This is a genomic window from Thalassomonas actiniarum, assembly GCF_000948975.2.
Lineage (GTDB): Bacteria > Pseudomonadota > Gammaproteobacteria > Enterobacterales > Alteromonadaceae > Thalassomonas > Thalassomonas actiniarum.
The window spans coordinates 1826521-1850968 of the sequence record NZ_CP059735.1 but is presented as its reverse complement, the minus strand read 5'-3'; the positions used below and the strand labels follow the sequence as shown (position 1 = coordinate 1850968).

Here is a 24448-nt window from a genome sequence, read left to right as displayed (position 1 = left end):
GTTAGCAAAAGCACAGTGATCAGTTTAGTACTGATCACTTCCCTGCTCTCCGGCTGTGGTTTTAAACTCAGGGGCGACTACTTGCTGGCTCCTGAATTAAAAACCTTATATATCAGCTCACAGGATATCCACGGCGAGCTTACCCGCACGGTAAAACAGCACCTGAAAATTAACCAGGTGAATGTGCTGGAAAGCCCACAGCGGGATAAACCCGAGTTACGCATCCTTAAAGATGAGTTAAACCGGCGTACCCTGTCGATCTTTGCCAACGGCCAGGTGGCGGAGTATGAGCTGATCTACACGGTAAAATACCAGCTGGTCTTTGCCGGACAAGCCCCCCGTGACTATAGCTTCGATTTATATCGCGACTATCAGGACGATCCCGATTTGGCCCTGGCAAAAAGCCGGGAATTGTCCCTGATGTTAAAAGAAATGCGCCGCTCGGCGGCAGACCGCATTTTGCGTGATATGGCTGCTATCACCCGCTAAGGCGGGTGTTACTGGCTAATCCGGCTAACATTAGCAATCAAAAAACATGCGAATTTATCACAACAAACTCCAGGGCTATCTCGGCCAGTCGTTAAAACCGGTGTGGTTAGTCTTTGGCGACGAGCCCTGGCAAAAAAATGACAGTTTGGCCCGGATAAAAGCAGCGGCCCAGCAGCAGGGTTATGCCGAAACCGTGCGTTTTAGCGTTGATGATAAATTCGACTGGCAACTCCTGCTGCAGGAGTACCAGGCGTTAAGCCTGTTTTCCAGCCTGCGTATTTTCGAAATAGAATTAACCACCACCAAAATTGGCGATACCGGCTCTAAAGCTATTCTGGCGCTGCTCGAACATCTGCACAATGATGTAATTCTACTGTTTCACGGCCCGAAACTCGAATCCGCCACCAGCAATAAAAAATGGTTTAAATCCCTGGATCAACAGGGCATTTACCTGCCTTTGTATGAGCTCGATGCCAAAGGCTTACCGATGTGGATACAACAGCAGGCCAGGGGGTTAAACCTTAAGCTCTCCCGCGAAGTGACGCAGCTGCTGATTGAGCTGTTCGAGGGCAATCTGCCGGCGCTGTCTCAGGAGCTGGAAAAGCTGGTAATTTTATTTGGCCAGCAAACCATTACCCTGGAAGCTGCCGAGCAATTACTGGTAAAACAGGCCAAATTTAATCCCTTTCAGATCATAGATGCCATGCTGCTGGGCCAGTGCAACAAATGCATTACCATGTTAGACCAACAGCAGCAGCAAGGGGTGGCCGCCGGCCAAATCATCTGGTTCTTCCACAGGGAAATCAACCAATTACTGATGATGACCGAAGCCCTGCAACAGGGAGAGAATATCAATGTCCTGTTTAAACAATACCGTATCTGGGATAAGCGTAAACCTTTATATCAACAAGCATTAAAAAACATCCCACAAGCCAACCTTAAACTGGCCTGTGCCCGGGTGGCCCAGCTGGATTTACTCAGTAAAACCAGCAGCGATTTTAATCCCTTTATTTTACTGGCCGATATCTGTATCACCCTGTATCACGGCCAGACCATGAAAAATTTTAGCCTGGATTATGAAAACTTCTGATAGCGGCCAAACGGGCAAAACACATCAAACACCAGGCAAGACCCACGATATCGGTATCCTCGGCGGCACTTTTGATCCCATCCACCTGGGACACCTCAATCCCGCCAGGGAGCTGCTGAAGTGGCTGGGACTGGACCATCTGATCTTAATGCCGGCGGCTATCCCGCCCCATAAAGCTGGCACCTCGGCTTCGGCGCAGCAAAGAGCCCAGATGGTAAAACTTGCCTGTGAGCAGGAACAAGTCTTTCATTGTGATGAACGGGAATTAAAACGCCAAAGCACCAGTTATACCTTAGATACCCTGCTGGAAATCAAAAAAGAGCACCCGCACCAGCGGATCTTTTTCGTGATCGGCATGGATTCCCTGTTCACTTTTACCAAGTGGCACAAATGGCAGGAAATCCTGACCTTATGCCACCTGGTGGTCAATACCCGCCCCGGATACGAACTGGCGGATATGCCGATTGATACCCGGCAATTACTGGCCAGGCACCAGGTAGCGGATGTGGCCGCACTCAAGCAAAACCTGGCGGGCAATATTATCCTTGCCCCCGAAAGCCGCTGGGATATCTCTTCCACCCAAATACGCCAACAGCTTAAATCAGGCCGGGATTGTCAGCATTTACTGCCTGCTCCGGTCTTAGCTTATATCAGACAACATCAGCTATACCGTTAAGCACGGCCAAATAAGGCGAATTCAGGCCAATTAATCTGGCCGTTAGCCGTATGGACGGTTAACGGCAAGGTCAATTAGTGGTACTATGGCACCATTACAGGTGCGATTAGCGCACTATGACATGAAAAATTATATCAAATTAGGAATAAAACCTTGCACAGTAAAGAGTTAACAGCATTTGTTATTGAAAAGATTGAAGACATCAAAGGCAGAGATATCATCACTTTAGATCTGACCGATAAAGCAAATTTCGCCGATTATATGGTGGTCTGCTCTGGTAGCTCTAACCGCCACGTCAAATCCATCGCACAAAATGTTGCCATGGAGTGTCGCGCCATCGATAAAGCCCCGCTGGGGGTCGAAGGTAATGACGTCGGCGAATGGTCGCTGGTGGATCTCGGTGATGTGATTGTCCATGTGATGACAGATGAAATACGTGACCGTTATCAGCTTGAACAATTGTGGGCCTGATAAACTTATCCTATGCGCTTAACTTTATATGCCGTCGGCAACAAGATGCCTTCATGGGTGACTGCCGGCTTTAATGAATACAGCCGGCGTTTCCCCCGGGACATGTCGTTTCACCTGGTGGAGATCCCGCCGGGAAAACGCGGTAAAAATGCCGATATTGCCCGTATCCTGGAAAAAGAAGGTGAGCAGTTACTCGCCGCCATCCCCAAGGGAAACCGTATCGTCACCCTGGAAGTCGAAGGCAAACCCTGGACGACCCCGCAACTTGCCGGGCAACTGGAACGCTGGCAGTTAGACGGCAGGGACGTTGCCTTATTGGTGGGCGGCCCGGAAGGTTTGGCTCCCGCCTGTATCCGGGCGTCGGAGCAAAAATGGTCGTTATCGCCGCTGACCCTGCCTCACCCTATGGTCAGGATCGTGGTGGCAGAAAGTCTTTATCGCGCCTGGAGTGTGAATAACAACCACCCCTACCATAGAGAATAATGCCTAAAATCAATAAGCTGACATATGTCGCAACAATTTTCTTATCAAAGGGTCTAATAGCTGATAGCCAGTATCGGCTATTATCAATGCTCTCTATTTTTACAGGGACTGACATCCGCCATGGCGCCACGTAGACGTATTGCGATCCGAAACCACAGCGCTGAAGCAAACTTGTTTGCCCGCAGGACCTTTATCGCCTTTATCGGCGTGCTGATGGTGCTGCTGCTTTTATTCAGTAATATTTTTGATCTGGAAATCAGCTCCTACGAAAAATACCAAACCCGCTCTAACAGCAACCGCATCAAGCTGTTGCCTGTGGCGCCGAACCGCGGCTTGATTTACGATAGAAACGGCGTCTTGCTGGCAGAAAACAAGGCCATTTACAGCCTGGAAATTATTCCCGAGGAAGTTGAAGATATCAAAACCTCGGTGGCCGAGGTCAGCGCCCTGTTAGAAATCAGCCAGGAAAAGCAACAAAAATTCTTTAAGGCGTTAAAACGAAAACGCCGCTTTAAACCGGTCGAATTACATTCCAGGCTAAGCGACCAGCAGGTGGCACTATTTTCCGTCAACCAGCATAAATTTCCCGGTTTTTTTATCGACGCCCGGTTAAAGCGTTACTACCCTTTCGCCGATTTAACCACACATAACCTGGGTTATGTCGCCCGTATCAACCGCGAAGACGTGAAAAAACTTGATGCCCAGGGCAAGTCGGAAAATTATGCCGCCACCCACGGCATCGGCAAGCTCGGCATAGAAAAGTATTACGAAGATATCTTGCACGGCACCATCGGCCACCAGGAAGTGGAGATCAATAACCAGGGGCGTATTATCCGCACCCTGAATTTTACCCCGCCGGTCCCGGGCAAAGACTTAACCCTGACCCTGGATATCGAATTGCAAATGATCGCCAAACGCGCCCTGTCGGGCAAACGCGGCGCAGTGGTTGCCATGGATCCCCGCGACGGCGGCATCCTGGCCATGTATTCAAACCCGAGTTACGACGGCAACTTGTTTGTGCACGGCATCAGCAGCAAAAATTACAGCAAATTGCTTAACTCGAAAAATCTGCCGCTGATCAACCGCAGCATCCAGGGGTATCCCCCGGCCTCGACGGTAAAACCTTTTATGGCATTATTGGGACTGGAAGAAGAAGTGATCACCCCGCAAACCCGTATCTGGGATCCCGGCTGGTACCAGATGAAGGGCATAGACAACAAATACCGCGACTGGAAAAAATGGGGCCATGGCTGGGTTAACCTGACCAAGGCAATAGAAGAGTCCTGCAACGTCTATTTTTATAACCTCGCCTATAAGCTCGGCATTAACCGCATCAGTACCATGATGGAAAAATTCGGCTTTGGCGACTACACCGGCGTTGACTTGCATGAAGAGACCCGGGGAGTCGTGCCCAGCGTCGGCTGGAAACGGGCCAGATACAACCAGCCCTGGTATACCGGTGAAACGATTTCCGTGGGCATAGGGCAAAGTTACTGGACGGTGTCGCCGCTGCAACTGACCCAGGCGACCTCTATTTTGGTCAATAAAGGCGAGATCAAAATTCCCCACCTGTTGATGGCGACGTCGGACTCGCAGCAGCTTGCGTCCCAGGATCAGGGGAAAATCATCAAGAGTGCGGAAAATCCCGACAAGCAGGGCAGACAGGTTGAAACCATCTTTTATGAGAACAAACCGCCGATAAAACTCAAAAATCACGATAACTGGCAGCTGGTGCTCGATGCCATGCACAATACCGTGCAAAGACCCGGCGCCACCGGTTACAACGCCTTTAAAGGCAGTACTTATGACGCCGCCGGGAAAACCGGCTCCGCCCAGGTCGCCCGGCTGGGTCAGGACGAAAAATATGATGCGGAAACCACTCAGGAGCATAAGCGGGATAATGCCATGTTTATCGCCTTTGCCCCTTATGAAAACCCCGAAATCGTGGTGGCGGTGGCGATAGAAAACGTTGCCAAAGGCGGCGGCGCCACCAATGCCGCCCCTGTTGCCCGCCAGATCATGGATCAATATTTCGGCAACCGGGTGATTCTCGGTAAAGATAAAAACAAACATCCCCAGCATGATGATTTATACGGTGTACAGGAAAGTGATTGACAGCCTATTTAAAATAAGAGATACCAGCCATGCGTAGCACCGGCCACGATCAGGAAAAAAAGGCCGGTATCTGGCAAAAGCTGCATATAGATCTGCCTTTACTGGCGGGGCTGTTATGCCTGATGGTCTTAAGTTTATTCGTGATTTACAGCGCCGGTGGCCAGGACATGGATATAGTGATCCGCCAGGCAGTCCGCCTGGGCATAGCCGTGGCCGTGATGTTCGTGGTGGCGCAAATCCCCCCTTTGAGTTACCGAAAATGGGCGGTGCCGGTATTTGTCATCGGCTTGATCCTGCTGGTGCTGGTATTGCTTTTCGGCCATGTCGGCAAAGGGGCACAACGTTGGTTAGACTTAGGCTTTACCAAATTCCAACCCTCGGAAATCATGAAACTGATCGTACCTATTATGATTGCCTGGTTTATCAGCCAGGATAATCTGCCGGTAAAAATCTCCACCATCATTTTTGCCTTTATCCTGGTGCTGATCCCGACCTTACTGATCGCCAAACAACCGGACTTGGGCACCTCGTTATTGATTGCCAGCTCGGGCATTTTTGTTATTTTTCTCGCCGGCGCCAGCTGGAAACTGATCGCCAGCTGTATCGGGCTCGGCTCGGCCTTTGCCCCGATTTTATGGCTTTACCTGATGAAAGAGTACCAGAAACAGCGGGTGCTGACTTTTTTAAATCCCGAGCAAGATCCGCTGGGCTCAGGTTACCATATTATCCAGTCAAAAATCGCCATCGGCTCAGGCGGCCTGCACGGCAAAGGCTGGTTGCAGGGCACCCAGTCCCAGCTGGAGTTCTTGCCCGAGCGCCATACCGATTTTATCTTTGCCGTTTTCAGTGAAGAATTCGGCCTGATCGGCGTGGCCCTGTTGCTGCTGGTTTACCTGGCCATCGTCATGCGCGGTTTATGGATTGCAGTGAATGCCCAGCAGGCCTTTACCAAATTACTGGCAGGCAGCCTGACCCTGACCTTTTTCGTCTATGTCTTTGTTAACATCGGCATGGTTTCCGGGTTATTGCCCGTGGTGGGCGTGCCCCTGCCCCTGGTCAGTTACGGCGGTACTTCCATGGTGACATTAATGGCGGGATTTGGCATATTGATGGCCATCAGTACCCACAGGCGCTTTATCGGTTCGTAGCAAGCGGCTTGTCAAAAGCACCGGCAAAAGCCTGGCATAAACCAATAATAACGACAGACCTTGAAATAATAATAAGAAGAAACACAGTGAACAAAACGGCGCTACTCATCTTTATCACCTTATTTTTAACTGCCTGTAGCAAGCAATACGGCCGTTATCAGCAAGCCAACGACAGCACTCCTACCCGGCTGCCAAGCGCCGGCGAATTACATGACGCCGTGCCCCGCGCCGAGCCTCACAGCCGCGGCGGTAACAAAAACTATACCGTACGCGGCAAGCATTACCAGGTACTTAAAAACGCAGAAAATTTCAGCCAGACCGGCATTGCCTCCTGGTACGGGAAAAAGTTTCATGGCCACCTGACCTCCAACGGTGAAATCTATGATATGTATGCCATGAGCGCCGCCCATAAAAACCTGCCGCTGCCCACCTATGCCAAAGTCACTAACCTGAGCAATAACAAATCCGTGATTGTCAGGGTCAATGACCGCGGCCCTTTTCACGAGAGCAGGGTTATCGACTTATCCTACAGCGCCGCCTATAAGCTGGATATGTTAAAAACCGGTACCGCCAAGGTCCGTATTACCGCCATCACGGACTTTAGCGGCAAAAAAACCCAAGCTGTCTCCGCAGCCGCTCAGTCAGCAAGCTCCCCTGAGCCGGCCACTGCCTCGACGCTTTCCCCAACAGAAACTCAGCAGACTCAGGAACAAAACCAGGCTAAAGCTCAGTATTATATTCAAATCCTGGCAACCCGGGATCAACAACAAGCACAGGCAACCGCCACCGCCCTGGCCAACTTGTATCAACAAAACGTCAGCCTGGGAGAGAAGAACGGCATCTTCCGGGTGCAGATGGGACCGCTGGAACAGGGGGAATCATTAAACAGCTTATTAACGACCCTGCAACAAAATGGCTATTCCGGCGCTTACCGACGTAAATTATTACAATAACCGGAGAAAACTTTCTCCCTGCCCCATAGTAAACGGCGGTGATAATGTTATACTCGGGAAAAATTTTTGTTGGCTATTTATTGCTATTTATTAGCAAGGGTTATCGAAAAAAGATGAACCGGATAAGCCAGTAAGCATCAAACAAAATAAGAATTTCAAAGGATCATTATGCCCAAGAATTTGGCAGGCAAACGAGTCTTTGCTCGAAGCAAAATTATTACTCTTTTCGGCTCTCTTATCATCAGCGCCTCAGCCCTGGCGCAACAGGTGATCATTCCCAGCCCTCCGGAAATTAATGCCAAGGGTTATATCCTGATGGATTACACCACGGGCAAGGTGATTGCAGAAGGCAATGCCGATACCCTGCTGGCTCCTGCCAGCCTGACCAAAATGATGACCAGCTACATCATCGGCCAGGAAATCAAAACCGGCAACATCAGCAAAGACGATAAAGTCACCATCAGTGAAAACGCCTGGGCGAAAAACTTCCCCGAGTCGTCAAAAATGTTTATCGAAGTAGGCACAGAAGTCTCGGTAGATTTACTCAACCAGGGCATCATCGTTGCCTCGGGTAACGACGCCTGTGTTGCCATGGCCGAGCATATCGCCGGCAGCGAAAGCGCCTTTGCCGATTTAATGAATGCCCATGCCGAACAGCTTGGCATGAACAGCAGTTTTTTTGAAAACAGCCACGGCCTGGACAGCGATTCACACCAGACCACACCGCGTGATATGGCCACCCTGGCTATCGCCCTTATCCGTGACGTACCGGAAGAATATAAGGTTTATAAGCAAAAATCTTTTACCTACAACAACATCAAGCAATATAACCGCAACAGCCTGTTGTGGGATAAAAGCCTGAATGTGGACGGTTTAAAAACCGGCCATACCTCCAAGGCCGGATACAGCCTGGTGACCTCGGGCACAAAAAATGATATGCGCCTGGTTACGGTCGTTATGGGCACAGAAAGCGAACGCGCCCGTAAGGTAGAAAGTAAAAAGCTGCTGAACTATGGTTTCCGTTTCTTCGAAACCATTACCCCGTACCATGCCGGCGAAAAATTTGCCGCCAACCGCGTCTGGATGGGGGATATCGAAGAAGTCGATTTAGGTATTTTGGTTGACACGCCGATCACTATCCCCAGGGGGCAAAGCAAAAACCTCAAAGCCAACATCGAGCTGGATCGCCAGCTCACCGCACCGCTTAATAAAGGCGAAGTGGTTGGTAAACTGTTCTTACAACTCGACGGTCAGGACATCGCCAACTACCCGTTAGTCACCTTACAGGAAGTTAACGAAGGCGGTATGTTCAGCCGTTTGCTGGATTACGTTAAGCTTCAGTTTGTTAACTAATGCCAGTGTCGCTTAAAAGAAAATCCCGGCCTTGAGCCGGGATTTTTTATGCCTGAAAGTTAACGGTACTGTTGAAATTACCGATAACATCACCATAAAGGATATCTTAGTTTGCTGAGATATCATGCCAAACGTAATAATTAGGTGACCAAGATTCAATGAGGATAAAGACTCAAATTCAAGGCGCGTGATTGAGCAATAGCCAGCTATTGGGATTGAGCGCAACGAAGAAGTTGAGTGTTTAGACCATTGAAGATGGTTAACTAATTATTTCGTTTGGTATTAGCCCTGCCCCATCAATTAGTGATAAAATAACCACAAATAGCTGGCTTGAGTGGCCAACTTGGGCGCAACTAGTGTGTTTTGGCCGACGAAACAAACACTTAAATAATGACATTGTAAAAGAGAAATGAAATGCAAACCCGTTTTGATGAGTTATTAGATTTTCCCGCGGTATTAAACTTTAAAGTAATGGGTATCGCCTGTGATGAATTACCCGATCTTATCGTTGCCGAGCTGCAAAAACATACCCCGGGCGATTATGCCCCGACGGTAAAAGCCAGCTCGAAAGGTAATTATCACTCGGTTTCTGTTGCCGTTACCGTGACCAGTAAAGAACATGTCGAATTGATTTATACCAGCCTGAATGCCATTGAGCAGGTACGCTACGTCCTGTAAATCAAGGTTTGTTTTTGTCTGTTTTCCCGGCATCGCAATAACCATACAGCTGCCGGGGTGATATTCCCTTATAATTTTAATATACTAAGCACATTCCGAATATATCAGGGCTCTGACTTGCAAAATACGTTAATAATTCGGCAGCTTGCCAACATGGACTACACCAAGGTCTGGCAGGCGATGCAACATTTTACCGACAACCGTAATGACGACACCTTAGACGAATTATGGCTGGTAGAACATCCCCCGGTCTTTACCCAGGGACAGGCAGGCAAAGAAGAACACCTGTTGATGCCGGGCGATATTCCCGTGGTGAAAGTCGACCGCGGCGGCCAGGTGACCTATCACGGCCCGGGCCAGCAGGTGATTTATTTTATGATCAACCTGCGCCGGCGAAAAATCGGCGTACGCGAGCTGGTAACTTTGATTGAGAACAGCATAGTGGCCTCTTTAGCGGATTATAATATTACCGCCTATGCCAAAAAAGATGCCCCCGGCGTATATGTCGACGACAAAAAAGTCGCCTCTTTAGGGCTTAGGGTACGTAAGGGCTGCTCATTCCACGGCCTGGCGTTAAACGTCAATATGGACTTGTCCCCGTTTCTGCGCATTAACCCCTGCGGTTATGCCGGACTGGAAATGGTACAAACCTGCGACTATAACGGCCCGGACAATGTCGAAGAAGCCGGCAAAAGTTTAATCGAGCATTTAACCCGGTTATTCGAAGCAGAGGAAGTCCGTTACCAAAACGGCTTAGAAACCCTGCTGGTCGATGAATAGACATCGACTGATAATTAATTAGAAACAAAAGAATACCATCCACAACAACAGGTTTGGAAAAGAAGATATGACGACTAAATCATCACGCATTGCCCCGGGCACTAAGTTGCGTGACGCAGACAAAATGGCACATATTCCGATCAAAGTGGTCACCTCAGAGCGGGAAACCATGTTACGCAAACCCGAATGGTTACGCATCAAGCTGCCCCGCACCACAGAGCGCATCGACTCAATAAAATCGGCACTACGTAAACATGATCTGCATTCGGTTTGTGAAGAAGCTTCCTGTCCGAACCTGTCGGAGTGTTTTAACCACGGCACCGCCACCTTTATGATCTTGGGTGATATCTGTACCCGTCGTTGTCCCTTCTGCGATGTCGGCCATGGCCGCCCGCTGGCTCCCAACGCGGAAGAGCCGAAAAAGCTGGCATTAACGCTAAAAGACATGGCGCTGAAATACGTGGTGATCACCTCCGTTGACCGTGACGATTTACGAGACGGCGGCGCCCAGCAGTTTGCCGACTGTATCAAAGAAATCGGCATCCACGCCCCTAATACCAAGATTGAAGTCCTGGTACCGGATTTCCGTGGCCGCATGGACAAGGCACTGGAGATTTTAAACCAGTCGCCGCCGGATGTGTTTAACCACAACCTGGAAACCGCACCACGCTTATATACCAAGGCCCGCCCCGGCGCCAACTACCAGTGGTCACTGGATTTGCTGAAAAAGTTCGGCGAAGCCAACCCGGACGTGCCGACCAAATCCGGTTTAATGGTAGGCCTGGGTGAAACCAATGAAGAAATCCTCGAAGTGATGCAGGATTTGCGCAATCACGGCGTAACTATGCTGACCATAGGCCAGTACCTGCAGCCGAGTAAACATCACCTGCCGGTTGAGCGCTACGTACACCCCGATGAATTTGAAATGTTCCGTGTTGAAGCCATGAAGATGGGCTTTGAACATGCCGCCTGTGGCCCGCTGGTACGCTCTAGCTACCATGCCGACAAACAGGCTGCCGGTGAAGAAGTAAAATAAAAACTCTACCGCCGGTATCGCCGTGACCTCACGGCATACATCCTATAAAGAAAAAGCCGCAAACAAGATACTTGTTTGCGGCTTTTTTATAATAAGAAACAATTTACCCTGCAAGCATATAAAAAGAAACAGGGGCCTGCCATACTTTATAGCAGCCCTGCCGCCTGTATCTCATTATTCTTATTTACTCCACCTTGCCAGGGTCAGGCTTGCTGACAGAAAAGCAAGCTAGCCGGTGATCACCGGCGTCGGGCATACCACATCGGCATTTTGCCCCCTGTGTCTTAAAAAATGATCCATCAGGGTCAATGCCAGCATAGCTTCGGCAATCGGCACCGCACGGATACCGACACAAGGATCATGACGGCCCTTGGTAATAATATCCGTCGACTCCCCCTGCAAATCCACGGTTTTACCGCTCACACCGATACTGGAAGTCGGTTTTAACGCAATATTGGCGACAATCTGCTGACCGGAAGAAATGCCCCCTAAAACACCGCCGGCATGGTTGCTGGCAAACCCTTCCGGTGTCAGTTCATCCCTGTGCTCAGAGCCTTTTTGATTCACCACGGCAAAACCGTCGCCTATCTCCACCCCTTTCACCGCATTGATACCCATCAGGCCATGGGCAATTTCGGCATCGAGACGGTCAAAAATAGGCTCGCCAAGGCCCACAGGCACATTATCGGCAACCACCATCACTTTGGCGCCGATAGAGTCTTTACCGCGGATAATTTCCCGCAGTTTTTCGTCCAGCTGCTCCAGCTTGCTTTCATCCGGAAAGAAAAACGGATTCTCTTCAACAATATTCCAGTCATAGTTTTGCGCGGCAATATCGCCAATCTGGGTGACACAGCCTTTAATATCAATGCCGAACTTTTGCTTCAGGTATTTTTTCGCAATCGCACCGGCAGCCACCCGCATCGCGGTTTCCCGGGCAGAAGAGCGTCCGCCGCCACGGTAATCACGAATGCCGTATTTCTGCCAGTAAGTATAATCGGCATGGCCGGGACGGAAGTTCTGGGCAATATCAGAATAATCTTTCGAGCGCTGATCGGTATTTTCGATCAGTAACCCTATCGGTGTGCCCGTGGTTTTTCCTTCAAACACCCCGGACATAATTTTGACCTGATCCGGTTCCCGGCGCGCCGTGGTATAACGCGAGGTGCCCGGTCTTCTGCGGTCGAGATCTGCCTGCAAGTCGGCTTCCGTCAGCTCCAGTCCCGGAGGACAACCGTCAATAATCGCCCCTAAGCCCAGACCATGACTTTCCCCGAAAGTGGTCACCGTAAATAACTTTCCGAATGTATTACCTGACATTATTAATCTATTACCTGTTGTTTAAAAGTTTCAGCATATTGAAGTAGTTGTGCCTTCGTTAACATAAAGACCCCGTGCCCGCCGCGTTCGAACGTCAGCCAGGTGAAAGGAACTTCGGGATAAACTTCCTCGACATGAATTTGCGAATTGCCGACTTCGCAAATTAAAAGGCCGTTATCATTAAGATGCTCCGACGCCTGGGCGAGAATTTTCCGCACGATATCCAAACCGTCGACGCCACAGCCTAAGCCCATTTCCGGCTCGTGTATATACTCCTGCGGCAGGGAATCAACATCTTCCTGATCGACGTACGGCGGGTTGGTCACAATTAAATCATAACTCAGTCCCGGGATCCCAGAAAAAACATCAGATTGAATTGGAATAACTTGTTCACTAAGTCCATGATTTTCGATATTAATCTGTGCGACATTCAGGGCATCTACCGACAGGTCGAGCGCATCGACCTCGGCTTCCGGGAAGGCATAGGCACAGGCAATGGCAATACAGCCGCTGCCGGTACATAAATCCAGGATACGCTCCGGCGGCTTATTGGCGTCGATTAACGGCGCAAACTGCTTTTCAATATATTCGCCAATCGGCGAGCGCGGCACCAGTACCCTGTCGTCGACATAAAAAGATAAATTGGCAAACCTGGCGTGGTTGGTAATATAAGCGGCGGGAATATTCTCCACTACGCGGCGCTCGATAATCGCCAACAGCTCGGATTTTTCCTGATCCAGCAAGCGGCACGCCATCACCTGCTCGGTTAGGTGTTCGGGTAAGTCCAGCGCATACATCACCAGGGTAACGGCCTCGTCCCAGGCATTGTCGGTACCATGACCAAAATAGAGCTCAGCACGGTTAAACTGGCTGGCGGCAAAACGCAAATAATCGCCTATGGTATGTAATTGCGCACTTACGGGCACGGTATCAAAGGTACTCACAAAGCTTCCTCAAAGGATAGTAAAAATAGGGCTCGCGGTTATTCTACCGCTAAACGCCCCTTATTGAACAGATCGTTGCATAGATAGTTCAGCAGAAAATTGCACGCTAAATTAAGGATTAAAACAAGCGATAAAGGCATTGAGCCTGGCATCATGGTGATATTTCCCTGCCAACGCCTGCTGCTGGAAATCAGCTATGGTCATGGCCAGCTCAATATCGGCATCTTCTGCCATGCCGATAGCAAAGTTCAAGGCAAAAGCCCCGCCGAGCTGCTCGGTCGCCACCCAGGCGGTTAACTCTTCACAGGCAAATTGAATCGTGATGCCTGCCCGGCAATGGCGGGGAGAAAATAACGCCTTCATTGCCAGCAGATCCCAGTGATGAAAATGCCTCCCCTCTTTTTCCAGCGGCAACGCCCCGGCCCCCCAACGGATAAGCTCCAGGATCACCCCTTCAAGCTCCCGCCCCTTTTCTGTTAACCGGTACGCCGAGCGTTTATCTTCCGGGTTGAGCTTTGCCACCATATCGCACTGCTCCAGCTCTTTCAGCCGCTGGCTGAGCAAATTGGTGCCCATGCCTGCCAGGTAGGTATTTAGCTCCTTAAAGCGGCATGGCTGAATCAACAGCTCCCTGAAAATCAATAAGGTCCAGCGTTCTCCAAGGAAATCGCCAGCCTGGGCCAGATAACAATTTTGCTGATAGGTTCTTTTTTTCATCCGTAAAGTGTACCCGCAAGCCAAAACACTTGCTATAGCTTTTTAAAGCAAAACTTTACTATAGATATTTAAAGTGATATCTTCACTATACCTTTTTAAAGTAAATAAAATAGGCCAGCCGATGTCAATGTTAAAAACTAAGCCAAACCGATTACAAAAAGCCATGTCCGCCAATGCGCTATTTTCGTTTTTCAGCGGAATGATTTTCCTCCTGGCCCAAGACTTTCTCATTCCCCATATTCCGATGCCCGCTTTGCTATGGACATTATTCGGCGTGGGCTTAATCGCCTTTTCCGCTCAACTGCTATTTATGGTAAAAAACCCTGCCCGGGCTGAAAAACTGATCGTCTCGGTGGTTTTTTCCGACATTGCCTGGGTCATACTCACCTTTATCGCCCTGGCTTACTACCAAGAGCGGATATCTGCCCCCGCCACAGCACTCATTATTGGCATCAATATTACCGTCACCGCCCTGGCCTGGTTTCAGGCACAAGGTTATTTGGAGCAGCGCAGAAAATAAAGCGGCATAAAACAAGGCTGTCACGGTAAATGCCCCGGTAAAATACCCGCGCAGCGGCATTAGTGGTTGAATTTACCTGCAGATGTTTTTAGACTTGCGCCATGAAACTAAAGAACGCCCTGAGCGCCCAGGAAAAGCAGTTATTCAAAGAAGCCATAGGCAAGGTAAAACCTATGGAGCAGGATAAAATACGCCCGACCACCAAGCAGGCGAAGAAGAAAATCCAGCTTGGAAAAGACAAAAGCGCTAAGCAGGCTGCCCAGTTTCATTTTTCCGATGAGTTTGAACCGGATCTCAACAGCCAGGGGCCGATGAAATATGTCCGCCACGACGTCGACACTTTTGAAGCCAAAAACCTGCGCCGCGGCCACTACTCCCCGGATCTGATCCTGGACTTACACGGCCTGGACCAACACCAGGCCAAGCAGGAAATTGCCGCCCTGCTCTACGCCTGCCAAAAAGAACACGCCCAATGTGTGTGTATCGTGCACGGTATAGGTTCAAGAATATTAAAAACCAAAGTGCCCCACTGGCTGGTACAGCACCCGGATGTTATGGCCTTTCACCAGGCCCCTCTGGAGTGGGGTGGCAACGGTGCCCTGCTGGTATTGATAGAGCTTAAAGATAAATTCTACCGGGATTAATCCCTGTACGGGGCTGTGGACAATAACCAATTCCCCCCCGCCTCCTCAGTAAAAAACCCAATGAACTATACTGATAGCAATGCTCAGTCTCTTTCGTGATTAAGTTATCGGAGCCTTTGCTATGATGACCTGTCGTCAGTTCCTCCGGCTGCTCATCATCAATTGCCTTTTACATTAGCGCGTACGGCAATACCATCAATATTGTCCCCGGACAATGGCCTCCCTGTATGGGTAAAAACATCACCAACCAGGGCTGCGTGGCCAAACCAGCTTGCAAGGTCAAGCTTCCGCGCACTGCTGGTCTTTCATAAAATTTACTCGGTAGTACTACTGTTATAGTGACAAGTCACGCCTTATTAAAGCCGGAACATCCGGCATTAATTGATGATAAAACAAGAAAAGAGAAGTTTTTACGAGATAAGCTTAAGCTAAGGCTAACAAAGATCGTGCGGAGACACCAAACGTACTAACTCTCCCTTCATCCTGCCAAGGTCATAGTCTATCTGGGCGATACCCGCCGTTTGAAAAATCGGCGATTTACGGTCAAAGGTTAAATCTTCAACCAAATAGCTTACCAGCGGCATATGAGAAACCAGCAACAATGTTTCTATTGCCTTGGCTGAATTGCTTTTGCCGCGGCTTTGGGCCAGCATGCCGTCAAGATAATCATGCACAAGAGCAGCATTTCCTGACGGGGTAATAAAATCGCAAGTAGTCGCCGGCTCCGACCAGCTCAGGGTCGCTTTTACGATAGCGGCGGTTTGTTGCGCGCGGATATAAGGACTTACCAGCACATGATCTAAATTCACCTGCATATTTTTCAGCCACTTGCCCATAATTTCGGCTTCGAACTGTCCTTGTTTTGTCAGTTGTCGCTCTGCGTCAGAGTTCGCTACCGGGCTTGCCTGGCCATGACGCATGATATACAGTTGCATAAATATCTCCCGCACTTCAAGTTTTCGCGGACACTAGCTAAAATTAGCGGCTATAGTAATAGAAACGATTACAATATAGTAACAACAGTTAAGAATAAAATGGACTCTCGTTATTCCTTGCGGTAATTTAAAACTGTTTTATATCTAAAAACAAGCCAAACGCTGCTCCTGAATCTGAAGTTAGTGATCCAAAAGTGTTTGCAAGGAGCCAAACGTTGAAACAAAGCCCAAATGATAGCAAACGTTATCAAACAGTGACATTGGAAAATGGCTTACGTGTACTGTTGATACAAAATACTCATAGCGAAAAGTCAGCTGCCGCTCTTGCCGTAAATGTCGGCCATTTTAATGATCCCGCAGATCGCCAGGGATTAGCCCATTTTCTCGAACACATGTTGTTCCTGGGCACCGAGCGTTATCCGGACGGCAGCGAATATCAAAAATTTATTTCCCAGTACGGTGGCAACAACAATGCCTGGACTTCCACCGAGCACACCTGCTTTTTCTTTGATATTCATCACAGCCATTTCACTAAGGCCATTGACAGATTCAGTCAATTTTTTATCGCGCCTTTATTATCAGCCGAGTTTGTCAATAAAGAAAGGCAAAACATCGATGCCGAGTTTAAATTAAAGCTCAAAGACGACATCCGCCGTTTGTACGACGTTCATAAAGAAACCATTAACCCCAAACACCCGTTTTCAAAATTTTCCGTGGGTAATATCGACACCCTGGCAGATAGGGAAAACCAGCCGGTAAAAGATGATGTCCAGAGCTTTTTCCACCGCTATTACCGCGCCGAATTTATGACCCTGGCACTGGAAGGTCCGCAATCACTTGATGAACTGTCCACCCTGGCGACATTAAAATTTACCGATATCCCCAGTGCCGTCGATCCCCTGCCCGAAGTGACCGAGCCGCTTTATTTACCCGAGCACCAGGGCATTAATATTCAGGTAATGCCGGTAAAAAATGACCGCCAGCTGATCATCAGTTTTGCCATGCCCAGTATCGACAAATATTACCGCCACAAGCCAGAGTCGGTACTTGCTTACCTTATCGGCCACGAAGGCCCCGGCAGTATCTTGTCGTTATTGAAAAAACAACAATGGGCCATGGGCATCTCCGCCGGTTCGGGCATTAACGGCTCCAATTTTAAAGATTTTAACGTCAGTATTTCCCTGACCGAATCGGGCGAGCAGCACCTGGATGAAATTGTCGATACCGTCTTTAGTTATATTACCCTGCTCAAACAAGATCAGTTACCCGAGCATTATTACCGGGAAAAACAGGCCATCGCGGAACTGTCTTTTACCTATCATGAAAAAAGCTCACCGCTGGACAATGTCTGCCAGCTGGTGCTGAACATGCAGCATTACCCGCCGGATGATTATATTTTCGGCGACTATGTTATGGAGAGTATGTGCCATGACACCATCAAAAAACTGCTCGGCTATTTAACCCCAAGCAATATGCGCCTGGTGCATATCAGTAAAAATCAACAGCCGAGCAAAACCAGCTACTGGTATCAGGTGCCTTATGATGTCGGCCCGATCACCCAAGATAAATTAGCCAAATGGCAACAGATGCCGTTAAATAAAGCGCTGTTTTTACCGCCGGCCAACCCCTATATCGTCAGCAACCCGCAGGTGATAGCGCCGCAAAACGGCTCAAAAATTCCCACCCTGGTGGAAAAAACCGACGGCTTCACTTTGTGGTTCAAACAAGACATTACCTTTAAGGTGCCCAAGGGTTATATCTATATCGGTATCGACTCGCCGTTCTCCGTCGCCAGCCCGGAAAATATTGCCATGACCCGGCTGTTTGTCGACCTTTATACCGACGACGTTATCGAAGAGAACTACGATGCCGAACTGGCCGGGATCCATTATCATTTATATGCCCACCAGGGAGGCATGACCTTACAGGTATCCGGCCTGAGCGAAAAACAGGGAGACTTATTGGCCAAACTCCTGGTCAGCCTGCAACACCATGTTGCCCCACAAAACCGTTTTGAACTGTTCAAGCAGCAGAGTATCAGCCACTGGGCCAATGCCGACAAAAGCAAATCTATCTCCCAGCTTTTCGCCACCATGAGCTCGGCCATGCAGCCCAATAACCTCAGCAGCCAAAAACTGGCAGAGGCACTAAGCGGTGTCAGTTACCAGCAATTTCTGCGTTTTAGCGAGCAATTGTTTACCCAGGTCACCATAGAAGCTCTGGTACATGGTAACTGGCTGCCCGAACACACCAAACAGATCTCCGCCTGTATCAAACAAACCTTCCACGGCTATTACCGGAACGAATACACGGTAAACTGCCCGGTGATCGACATCAAAGATCAGGGACAGCTGATCTTACCGGTCACCCTGCCGGATCACGACCATGCCTCGGTACTTTATTATCCCCAGCCGGATAAAGCGGTGAACACCACCGCCAAAACCATGATCACCAGCCATTTGTTATCGCCGCTGTTTTTCCAGGAAATGCGCACCGAGAAACAATACGGCTACCTGGTGGGGGTCGGTTACATTCCCATCAGCCGCTACCCGGGCATCGCCTTTTATATCCAGTCGCCCCACACCATGCCGGATGCCCTGACTGGGGCCATGGATGATTTTATCCACACCTGTCTGGAAAAATTGGAAGACTTGAGCAATGAAGACTGGCAGCATCTGCAACACGGCCTGGCCGGCCAGCTCCAGGAAAACGACGCCAGTTTGCGTATTAAAAGCCAGCGCTTCTGGGGGGCGATCAGCAACAAAGATACTGAGTTTAAACACAAGCAAAACTTAATCGATGCCATCTTGGCGCTCACCTTTGATGAGGTAAAAACCTTTATCCGCACTCAGCTGTTTAAAAGCGCAAAGCCCGACCGTTTGCTGCTGGTTACCACGGCGTGCAAAGAGGAATTAAGCTTTGATGAATTGAAACAGCAACTCGGCGGTATGGTCATTAGCCGTGAGGATGAATTAAACGAGACTATGGCGAGGAAATATTAATTCGCAGCGGTTACCCCGCAAATATTTATGCTTTTTGCCGGTATATCATTTTCAGGGTACCGGCAATAACCCCTCTTCAATAAACCAAAAGTTGTCGATACCTTTAATGGTAAAATCATCATACCCGATTTGATTGAGTGGCTCGTTAAATAATAAATACGGTCAAAAACTCACAACTTATAGTACCTAAACCGCATAATAGCTAGGTTAAAAGCTTGAAAGTGTTGACTTAGCACTAGCCATGCTTTGTAATGGGGTATTAACCAAAAATAATAACAATAACGCCACGGGATAAATGAGTTAACCCGGTTATTTAGGTATTTTCAGTGCTTTTATCTTTTTTTCGACATTTGCCTTCGTTTTTTTCAAATGTCATTTCATTTGCCATTATTTCTTTGCTGTTGTTGGCGACGTTAATAGCACCCGCTTCAGCGCTTCAAGCCGATGTGCAACTAAAATTTAAGCAATATTCCACCGAACATGGTTTATCACAAAACTCTGTTTTTAGTATCGCTCAGGATAAAAATGGCTTTTTATGGTTTGCCACCGAAGACGGTTTAAACCGTTTCGACGGTCATGATTTTTCTCAGTACCGCTATAGTGCTACAGACCCTCACTCCATAGCTGACAACCTTATACGTAAAGTATTTGTTGATCAGCATAATACCCTATGGGTTGGCACCCAAAATGGTCTTAGCCGTTATAATGCAGAACAGGATAACTTTGATAATTTTTTTAATATTACCGGTGACAACCAATCATTAAAAGACAACCTTATCTGGGATATTTATCAAAAGCAGCCCAACAAAAATAACCAAGAAATAGATAATCCTCTATGGGTTTCTACAGCTACAGGTATACATCAATTTAACCCCGAAAATAATAGTTTCACTCGTATTAGAATCCAAGGGTTCGAAGATAGATTTAAGGAAATAAAAAGAATATTCCAAGATGATCGAGGTAATTATTGGCTAGGCAGCTTCAGTCAAGGTTTGTATTGGATTAACAGTAATTTATCATATGCAATAGCTATCCATAAAGACAATAAATGGAACCTTAATCTCAATGCCAGTGCCTTGTTTGATATAAAAATAATTGATGATCAATATTGGTTAGCAACTAATAATGGTGTTTACATAATCTCCTACGATTTCCAAATATTGGAGCACTTCAACAGCACCAGTGAAAACCCAACTTTATCTAATGAAATAAGAGCAATAGAACAAGTAAGTGAAACCCAAGTTTGGTTGGCAACGAATAAAGGCTTAAACAGTTTGAATTTATCAAATAATAAATTAACTGCTTACCAAAATAATTCCAATAAGTTTTCACTCTCAGAAAACTGGTTGATGGATATCTTTAAAGATAATTCCGGTAACGTCTGGCTCGGAACCTATGGAGGTGGTGTAAATCAGTACAACCCTCTAAAAAATAGCTTCTATCCTGGGTTAGACAATAAAAATTTATGGGTAGAATCAATAGGAAGCACCAGTGATGATATTATCTGGTTTGCAACTGAACAAGGGGATTTATACTACCTCAAAAATGAAAATTCTATTGAAAAACACTCTGTAAGTTTAGGCAAAGACATAACTCATCTAATCACTGATAGCTCTGATTTATGGCTCAGAACCGTAGATGAACATTTATACAAATTAGATACAAGTAATTCCTTGATTAGTGAACATAAAAGTTGGTTCAAAAATGCAAAGCATTCCTCAGAAAAACGACTAGCATTCTTAAATAAACATATATGGTATATAAACACTGATAGTTTACTGGCATCATATAACACTCAAACACAAGAATTTACTCATTTTCAGCCAAACAACAATAGCAGTCTGTCCAGTTTACAAGTAATAGATAACGGGCGTATTGTGGTTACCTCTGCTGCGGGTGAAATCTTTTATTTTCACCCCCAAGACAACAATTTTACTCAAGTTAAATTTAATAAACCTGCAAATTTTTCAATTGCCCATACCAGTAACATCGCTAGTTCACAACAATGGTTATGGTTAGGTTCTAAATCTCAAGGCATAGCTTTAATTAACCAAAACACAAAGGCATCGACTGTTTTCAATGAAAACAACCAGTTATCAAACAACTTTATTTCAGATATTTTAATTGATGAAAACAACAATGCTTGGTTGGCAACAAATAAAAGTATTAGTGTCATAAACCCTGATACAGGATTGGTAAGAAATTTTGATCATGACTTCTTCGCTTCAAATAATGACTTCATTCAATTTAGCGCCCTAAAAAGTTCAACTGGCTTATTATATTTCGGCAGTACAAATGGTTATATCAGCTTTAATCCAAAAGAATTGCTCAAAGTTACTCCTCGGATAGAGAAGCCTTTTTTTACTGATGTATTCATTGCCAACAAAAAAATAGATATCACTCAAAATTCCCTCGAACATGAACACTCTCATAATACTGGCAGTAAACCAAACTCTACCTTAAACAAACAATTAAACACAGTTGATGTATTACGACTGCAACACTATCAATCACCTGTGAGTATTGATTTTGTAGCGCCTAATGCCAAACTGCCAAGCCAATTAAAATACCGCTACCGATTGTTTGGCTTAGATGAAGACTGGATAGAAACCGATGATAACAATCGCCGCGCCACTTATACTAACTTAAGTGCTGGTGAATATAACTTTGAGGTACAAGCCTATGATCTACAAGATACCAGCTTAACTCAAACTAATAACTTAAAGATTCTAGTATTACCTCCCTGGTGGTTATCACGCTGGGCGATGCTGGTTTACAGCTTAATAGCCTTGAGCTGCATTGGTTATGTAGTCCTTCAAATGCGTCATAAGCGCAAATATCACATGCAAATTAAACTTAGCGAAGAGCGACTTAAATTATCTCTCTGGGGCAGTGGTGATGAAATGTGGGACTGGAATATTAAAACCGGCAAAATATTCCGCTCTAATATCTGGGGTTTACTAGAGTTTCCCCAAGATGGCCAACGTAATGCGAGCTCTAGCTCAAACATAGGTAAAGGCAAGAATAATGCTAATCAATCTAAATCTCCGTCAGAAAATACCAATATCCACCAGCAGGATATCCCACGGGTTAAGGCAGCGTTAGAAGCCCATTTTGAAGATAAAACCGAGCACTTTGAATCTACCTATCGAGTAAGGGATAAAGAAGGTAATTGGATTTGGGTACTAGATCGCGGAAAAATAGTAGAGCGGGATGATAAAGGCATCGCCACCCGGATGACTGGCACACTAAAAGATATCAGCCAGATCAAAAAAGCAGAAGAGCGGTTGAAGCTATTTGCCAAGTGTATTGCCAATATTTCCGATGCCGTAGTAATCTACGACCGAGAATTTGTAATTTTAGATGTCAATAAAGCGTTCTTACGTATTACCGGCAAAAGCCGGGAAAAAATGGTAGGTAGGTCACTAAGGTTCCCACGCTATCCAACCAGTTTCAGCACAAACATTAAAAAACATCTATTAACTAAAGGCAGCTGGCATGGCGAAGTAGAAAATACCCGCCAGGATAACAGCGTATTTTTAGCCGATTTTAATATTGATGTTATTCGCGATGAAAACCAGTGCATTTCGAACTTTGTCGCAGTGTTCTCTGATATCAGTCAACGTAAGGAGACCGAGGCAGAGTTAAGAAAACTGGCCAATACAGATACTTTAACCGGCTTGCCTAACCGTTCTTATTTTCAGGCTAACCAACTGCAACTAGTGAAAAATAAAACCCCACATGCGCTCTTGGTATTTGACCTGGATAATTTCAAAAAAATTAACGATTCCATGGGACACCAAGTAGGTGATGTACTGCTATGTAAGGTAGCCGAGCGTATGGTAAACGCCAGCCGTAAGCAAGATACAGTATATCGCCTTGGGGGAGATGAATTTAGTATTATTATTGAGGAAACCAATGATATTCATACTATCACCACCATTGCTAAAAACATTCTTGATACTATTGCCCTGCCGTTAAAGTTAAAAAATCAGGAAATAGTGCTTTATAGCAGCATAGGCATAGTGTTATATCCTGAAGATGGTGCCACTCCACAAGAGTTACTAAAAAATGCTGATACAGCCATGTACCATGCCAAAGGCCTTGGAGGTAATAAATACCAGTTCTTTAACGAATCTATGAATAAAAAGGCAGTTACTCGCTTACAAATAGAAAGCTTAATTCGCCACGGTCTGAAGAAAGATTTATTCTCGGTTTATTATCAACCTAAAATTGAAATTTCAACCGGTAAAATCGCCGGTATGGAAGCCCTAGTAAGATTTGAAACTCCAACCAAAGGTTTGATAAGCCCGGTAGTTTTTATTCCTGTATCAGAAGAGACAGGCCAAATTATTGACATTGGTGAAGTGGTGTTACGCAAAGCTTGTTTTGCTACTAAGCAATGGGTGGATGCAGGTTTATTTGATGGACGGATTGCAGTAAACCTTTCTGCAGTGCAGTTTACCCAGCCTAACCTAGTGACCTTAATCGCTAATGTTTTAGAAGAAAGCCAGTTACCCGCCCGCTATTTAGAACTAGAGATCACCGAAGGCACAGTAATGGACTCGCCACAAAAAGCGATAGAAACGATGTTACAGATCCGCGCCCTTGGCGTTCACCTGGCATTAGATGATTTTGGTACCGGCTATTCATCATTAGCCTATTTAAAGAAATTCCCACTAAATACTCTTAAAATTGACAAGGCTTTTGTCGATGATATTGAACAGTCTGAGCAGGGGCGAAATATGGTAGCCACTATAGTCACCATTGCCCATAACCTAAGGATGCAAGTCGTTGCTGAAGGGGTAGAAACCAACCAGCAACTGGAATTTTTAGCCAAGCTGAAGTGCGAGCAATTACAGGGATATTTGTACTCTAAACCCCTTTCTACAGGCGATTTCGAAAAATACTTAGTTTCGTATCAAATTACTGACAAATCTACCAGCTTTGCCTAGATATAGGCGTCAAAACAGTGACGCCTATATGTTTTCTAAACAGCTAAAATTTGTTCTGTACTAATTAAAATAACTCTCTTCCTTCCTAGCTAAGTCATTAGCGAACGTTTCCTGGCTATTACTCCCCCAATTCGTTCAA

The 24448-nt window shown here is 46.9% G+C and carries 20 protein-coding genes; 16 read left to right on the top strand and 4 right to left on the bottom strand.

Translation table 11 applies throughout. From position 1 onward, the window contains the following. Window positions 1-15: 15 nt before the first annotated feature. The 12 genes from SG35_RS08140 (at window position 16) to lipA (ending at window position 11272) form a co-directional block, all read left to right on the top strand. On the top strand, window positions 16-489 hold the full coding sequence (locus SG35_RS08140; RefSeq protein WP_236702507.1) for an LPS-assembly lipoprotein LptE: 474 nt from the start codon (window positions 16-18) through the stop codon (window positions 487-489). Between the two features lie 46 nt (window positions 490-535). Next, window positions 536-1579 (top strand): DNA polymerase III subunit delta, encoded by a 1044-nt coding sequence (holA, locus tag SG35_RS08135; RefSeq protein WP_044830758.1) that lies wholly within the window; start codon window positions 536-538, stop codon window positions 1577-1579. Then, window positions 1566-2255 carry a nicotinate-nucleotide adenylyltransferase gene (nadD, locus tag SG35_RS08130; RefSeq protein ID WP_084692443.1) on the top strand — a complete coding sequence of 230 codons (690 nt, stop codon included), beginning with the start codon at window positions 1566-1568 and terminating at the stop codon, window positions 2253-2255. Before holA ends, nadD begins: the two co-directional genes overlap by 14 nt. A gap of 153 nt (window positions 2256-2408) precedes the next feature. Continuing rightward, window positions 2409-2726 carry a ribosome silencing factor gene (gene rsfS, locus SG35_RS08125; protein WP_044830757.1) on the top strand — a complete coding sequence of 106 codons (318 nt, stop codon included), beginning with the start codon at window positions 2409-2411 and terminating at the stop codon, window positions 2724-2726. 12 nt (window positions 2727-2738) lie between these two features. Beyond that, entirely contained in the window at window positions 2739-3209 is a 471-nt protein-coding gene (rlmH, locus tag SG35_RS08120; protein ID WP_044830756.1) for a 23S rRNA (pseudouridine(1915)-N(3))-methyltransferase RlmH, read from the top strand. Between the two features lie 120 nt (window positions 3210-3329). Beyond that, window positions 3330-5324 carry a penicillin-binding protein 2 gene (mrdA, locus tag SG35_RS08115; protein ID WP_044830755.1) on the top strand — a complete coding sequence of 665 codons (1995 nt, stop codon included), beginning with the start codon at window positions 3330-3332 and terminating at the stop codon, window positions 5322-5324. A 29-nt stretch (window positions 5325-5353) separates the two neighbouring features. Then, entirely contained in the window at window positions 5354-6472 is a 1119-nt protein-coding gene (gene rodA, locus SG35_RS08110) for a rod shape-determining protein RodA (protein ID WP_044830754.1), read from the top strand. 86 nt (window positions 6473-6558) lie between these two features. Beyond that, window positions 6559-7425, top strand: a complete 867-nt coding sequence (locus tag SG35_RS08105; protein ID WP_044830753.1) for a septal ring lytic transglycosylase RlpA family protein — start codon at window positions 6559-6561, stop codon at window positions 7423-7425. A 168-nt stretch (window positions 7426-7593) separates the two neighbouring features. Next, window positions 7594-8778, top strand: coding sequence for a serine hydrolase (locus tag SG35_RS08100; protein ID WP_044830752.1), 1185 nt, complete (start codon window positions 7594-7596; stop codon window positions 8776-8778). 414 nt (window positions 8779-9192) lie between these two features. Next, on the top strand, window positions 9193-9456 hold the full coding sequence (gene ybeD / locus SG35_RS08095) for a DUF493 family protein YbeD (protein ID WP_044830751.1): 264 nt from the start codon (window positions 9193-9195) through the stop codon (window positions 9454-9456). 117 nt (window positions 9457-9573) lie between these two features. Beyond that, window positions 9574-10236, top strand: a complete 663-nt coding sequence (lipB, locus tag SG35_RS08090; protein ID WP_084692442.1) for a lipoyl(octanoyl) transferase LipB — start codon at window positions 9574-9576, stop codon at window positions 10234-10236. Between the two features lie 67 nt (window positions 10237-10303). Then, window positions 10304-11272, top strand: a complete 969-nt coding sequence (gene lipA / locus SG35_RS08085; RefSeq protein ID WP_044830749.1) for a lipoyl synthase — start codon at window positions 10304-10306, stop codon at window positions 11270-11272. Window positions 11273-11500: 228 nt separating this feature from the next. Here the strand turns inward: lipA and aroC are convergent, their stop codons facing one another. The 3 genes from aroC to SG35_RS08070 all read right to left on the bottom strand — a co-directional run bounded on the left by aroC (window position 11501) and on the right by SG35_RS08070 (window position 14253). Continuing rightward, window positions 11501-12592, bottom strand: coding sequence for a chorismate synthase (aroC, locus tag SG35_RS08080; RefSeq protein WP_044830748.1), 1092 nt, complete (start codon window positions 12590-12592; stop codon window positions 11501-11503). A gap of 2 nt (window positions 12593-12594) precedes the next feature. Further along, window positions 12595-13536, bottom strand: a complete 942-nt coding sequence (gene prmB / locus SG35_RS08075; protein WP_044830747.1) for a 50S ribosomal protein L3 N(5)-glutamine methyltransferase — start codon at window positions 13534-13536, stop codon at window positions 12595-12597. A gap of 111 nt (window positions 13537-13647) precedes the next feature. After that, window positions 13648-14253, bottom strand: a complete 606-nt coding sequence (locus SG35_RS08070) for a winged helix-turn-helix transcriptional regulator (RefSeq protein WP_053042761.1) — start codon at window positions 14251-14253, stop codon at window positions 13648-13650. Window positions 14254-14374: 121 nt separating this feature from the next. Here SG35_RS08070 and SG35_RS08065 point away from each other — a divergent pair, with 121 nt between their 5' ends. Next, the gene (locus SG35_RS08065) at window positions 14375-14773 is read left to right on the top strand and encodes a hypothetical protein (protein WP_274055382.1); all 399 of its coding nucleotides are present in this window, start codon (window positions 14375-14377) and stop codon (window positions 14771-14773) included. A gap of 101 nt (window positions 14774-14874) precedes the next feature. Continuing rightward, window positions 14875-15417 (top strand): endonuclease SmrB, encoded by a 543-nt coding sequence (gene smrB, locus SG35_RS08060; RefSeq protein ID WP_044830745.1) that lies wholly within the window; start codon window positions 14875-14877, stop codon window positions 15415-15417. Between the two features lie 434 nt (window positions 15418-15851). Here smrB and sixA read toward each other — a convergent pair whose 3' ends face one another. Then, the gene (gene sixA / locus SG35_RS08055) at window positions 15852-16352 is read right to left on the bottom strand and encodes a phosphohistidine phosphatase SixA (protein WP_044830744.1); all 501 of its coding nucleotides are present in this window, start codon (window positions 16350-16352) and stop codon (window positions 15852-15854) included. A gap of 215 nt (window positions 16353-16567) precedes the next feature. On the opposite strand from sixA, the gene SG35_RS08050 reads away from it, so the two are divergent. Together SG35_RS08050 and SG35_RS08045 are read left to right on the top strand one after the other, a co-directional pair. Beyond that, a complete protein-coding gene (locus tag SG35_RS08050) occupies window positions 16568-19354 on the top strand; it encodes an insulinase family protein (protein WP_044830743.1) in 2787 nt (928 codons plus the stop codon). A 326-nt stretch (window positions 19355-19680) separates the two neighbouring features. Then, entirely contained in the window at window positions 19681-24309 is a 4629-nt protein-coding gene (locus SG35_RS08045; RefSeq protein WP_053042760.1) for an EAL domain-containing protein, read from the top strand. The last annotated feature ends 139 nt before the right edge of the window (window positions 24310-24448 follow it).

Excerpts from the sequence above, each read along its gene's own strand:
- ybeD (WP_044830751.1), top strand. The coding sequence starts at position 9,193 with ATGCAAACCCGTTTTGATGAGTTATTAGATTTTCCCGCGGTATTAAAC.
- mrdA (WP_044830755.1), top strand. The coding sequence starts at position 3,330 with ATGGCGCCACGTAGACGTATTGCGATCCGAAACCACAGCGCTGAAGCA.
- SG35_RS08070 (WP_053042761.1), bottom strand. The coding sequence starts at position 14,253 with ATGAAAAAAAGAACCTATCAGCAAAATTGTTATCTGGCCCAGGCTGGC.
- SG35_RS08065 (WP_274055382.1), top strand. The coding sequence starts at position 14,375 with ATGTCAATGTTAAAAACTAAGCCAAACCGATTACAAAAAGCCATGTCC.
- SG35_RS08100 (WP_044830752.1), top strand. The coding sequence starts at position 7,594 with ATGCCCAAGAATTTGGCAGGCAAACGAGTCTTTGCTCGAAGCAAAATT.
- nadD (WP_084692443.1), top strand. The coding sequence starts at position 1,566 with ATGAAAACTTCTGATAGCGGCCAAACGGGCAAAACACATCAAACACCA.
- smrB (WP_044830745.1), top strand. The coding sequence starts at position 14,875 with ATGAAACTAAAGAACGCCCTGAGCGCCCAGGAAAAGCAGTTATTCAAA.
- sixA (WP_044830744.1), bottom strand. The coding sequence starts at position 16,352 with ATGCAACTGTATATCATGCGTCATGGCCAGGCAAGCCCGGTAGCGAAC.
- lipA (WP_044830749.1), top strand. The coding sequence starts at position 10,304 with ATGACGACTAAATCATCACGCATTGCCCCGGGCACTAAGTTGCGTGAC.
- aroC (WP_044830748.1), bottom strand. The coding sequence starts at position 12,592 with ATGTCAGGTAATACATTCGGAAAGTTATTTACGGTGACCACTTTCGGG.
- rodA (WP_044830754.1), top strand. The coding sequence starts at position 5,354 with ATGCGTAGCACCGGCCACGATCAGGAAAAAAAGGCCGGTATCTGGCAA.
- holA (WP_044830758.1), top strand. The coding sequence starts at position 536 with ATGCGAATTTATCACAACAAACTCCAGGGCTATCTCGGCCAGTCGTTA.
- rlmH (WP_044830756.1), top strand. The coding sequence starts at position 2,739 with ATGCGCTTAACTTTATATGCCGTCGGCAACAAGATGCCTTCATGGGTG.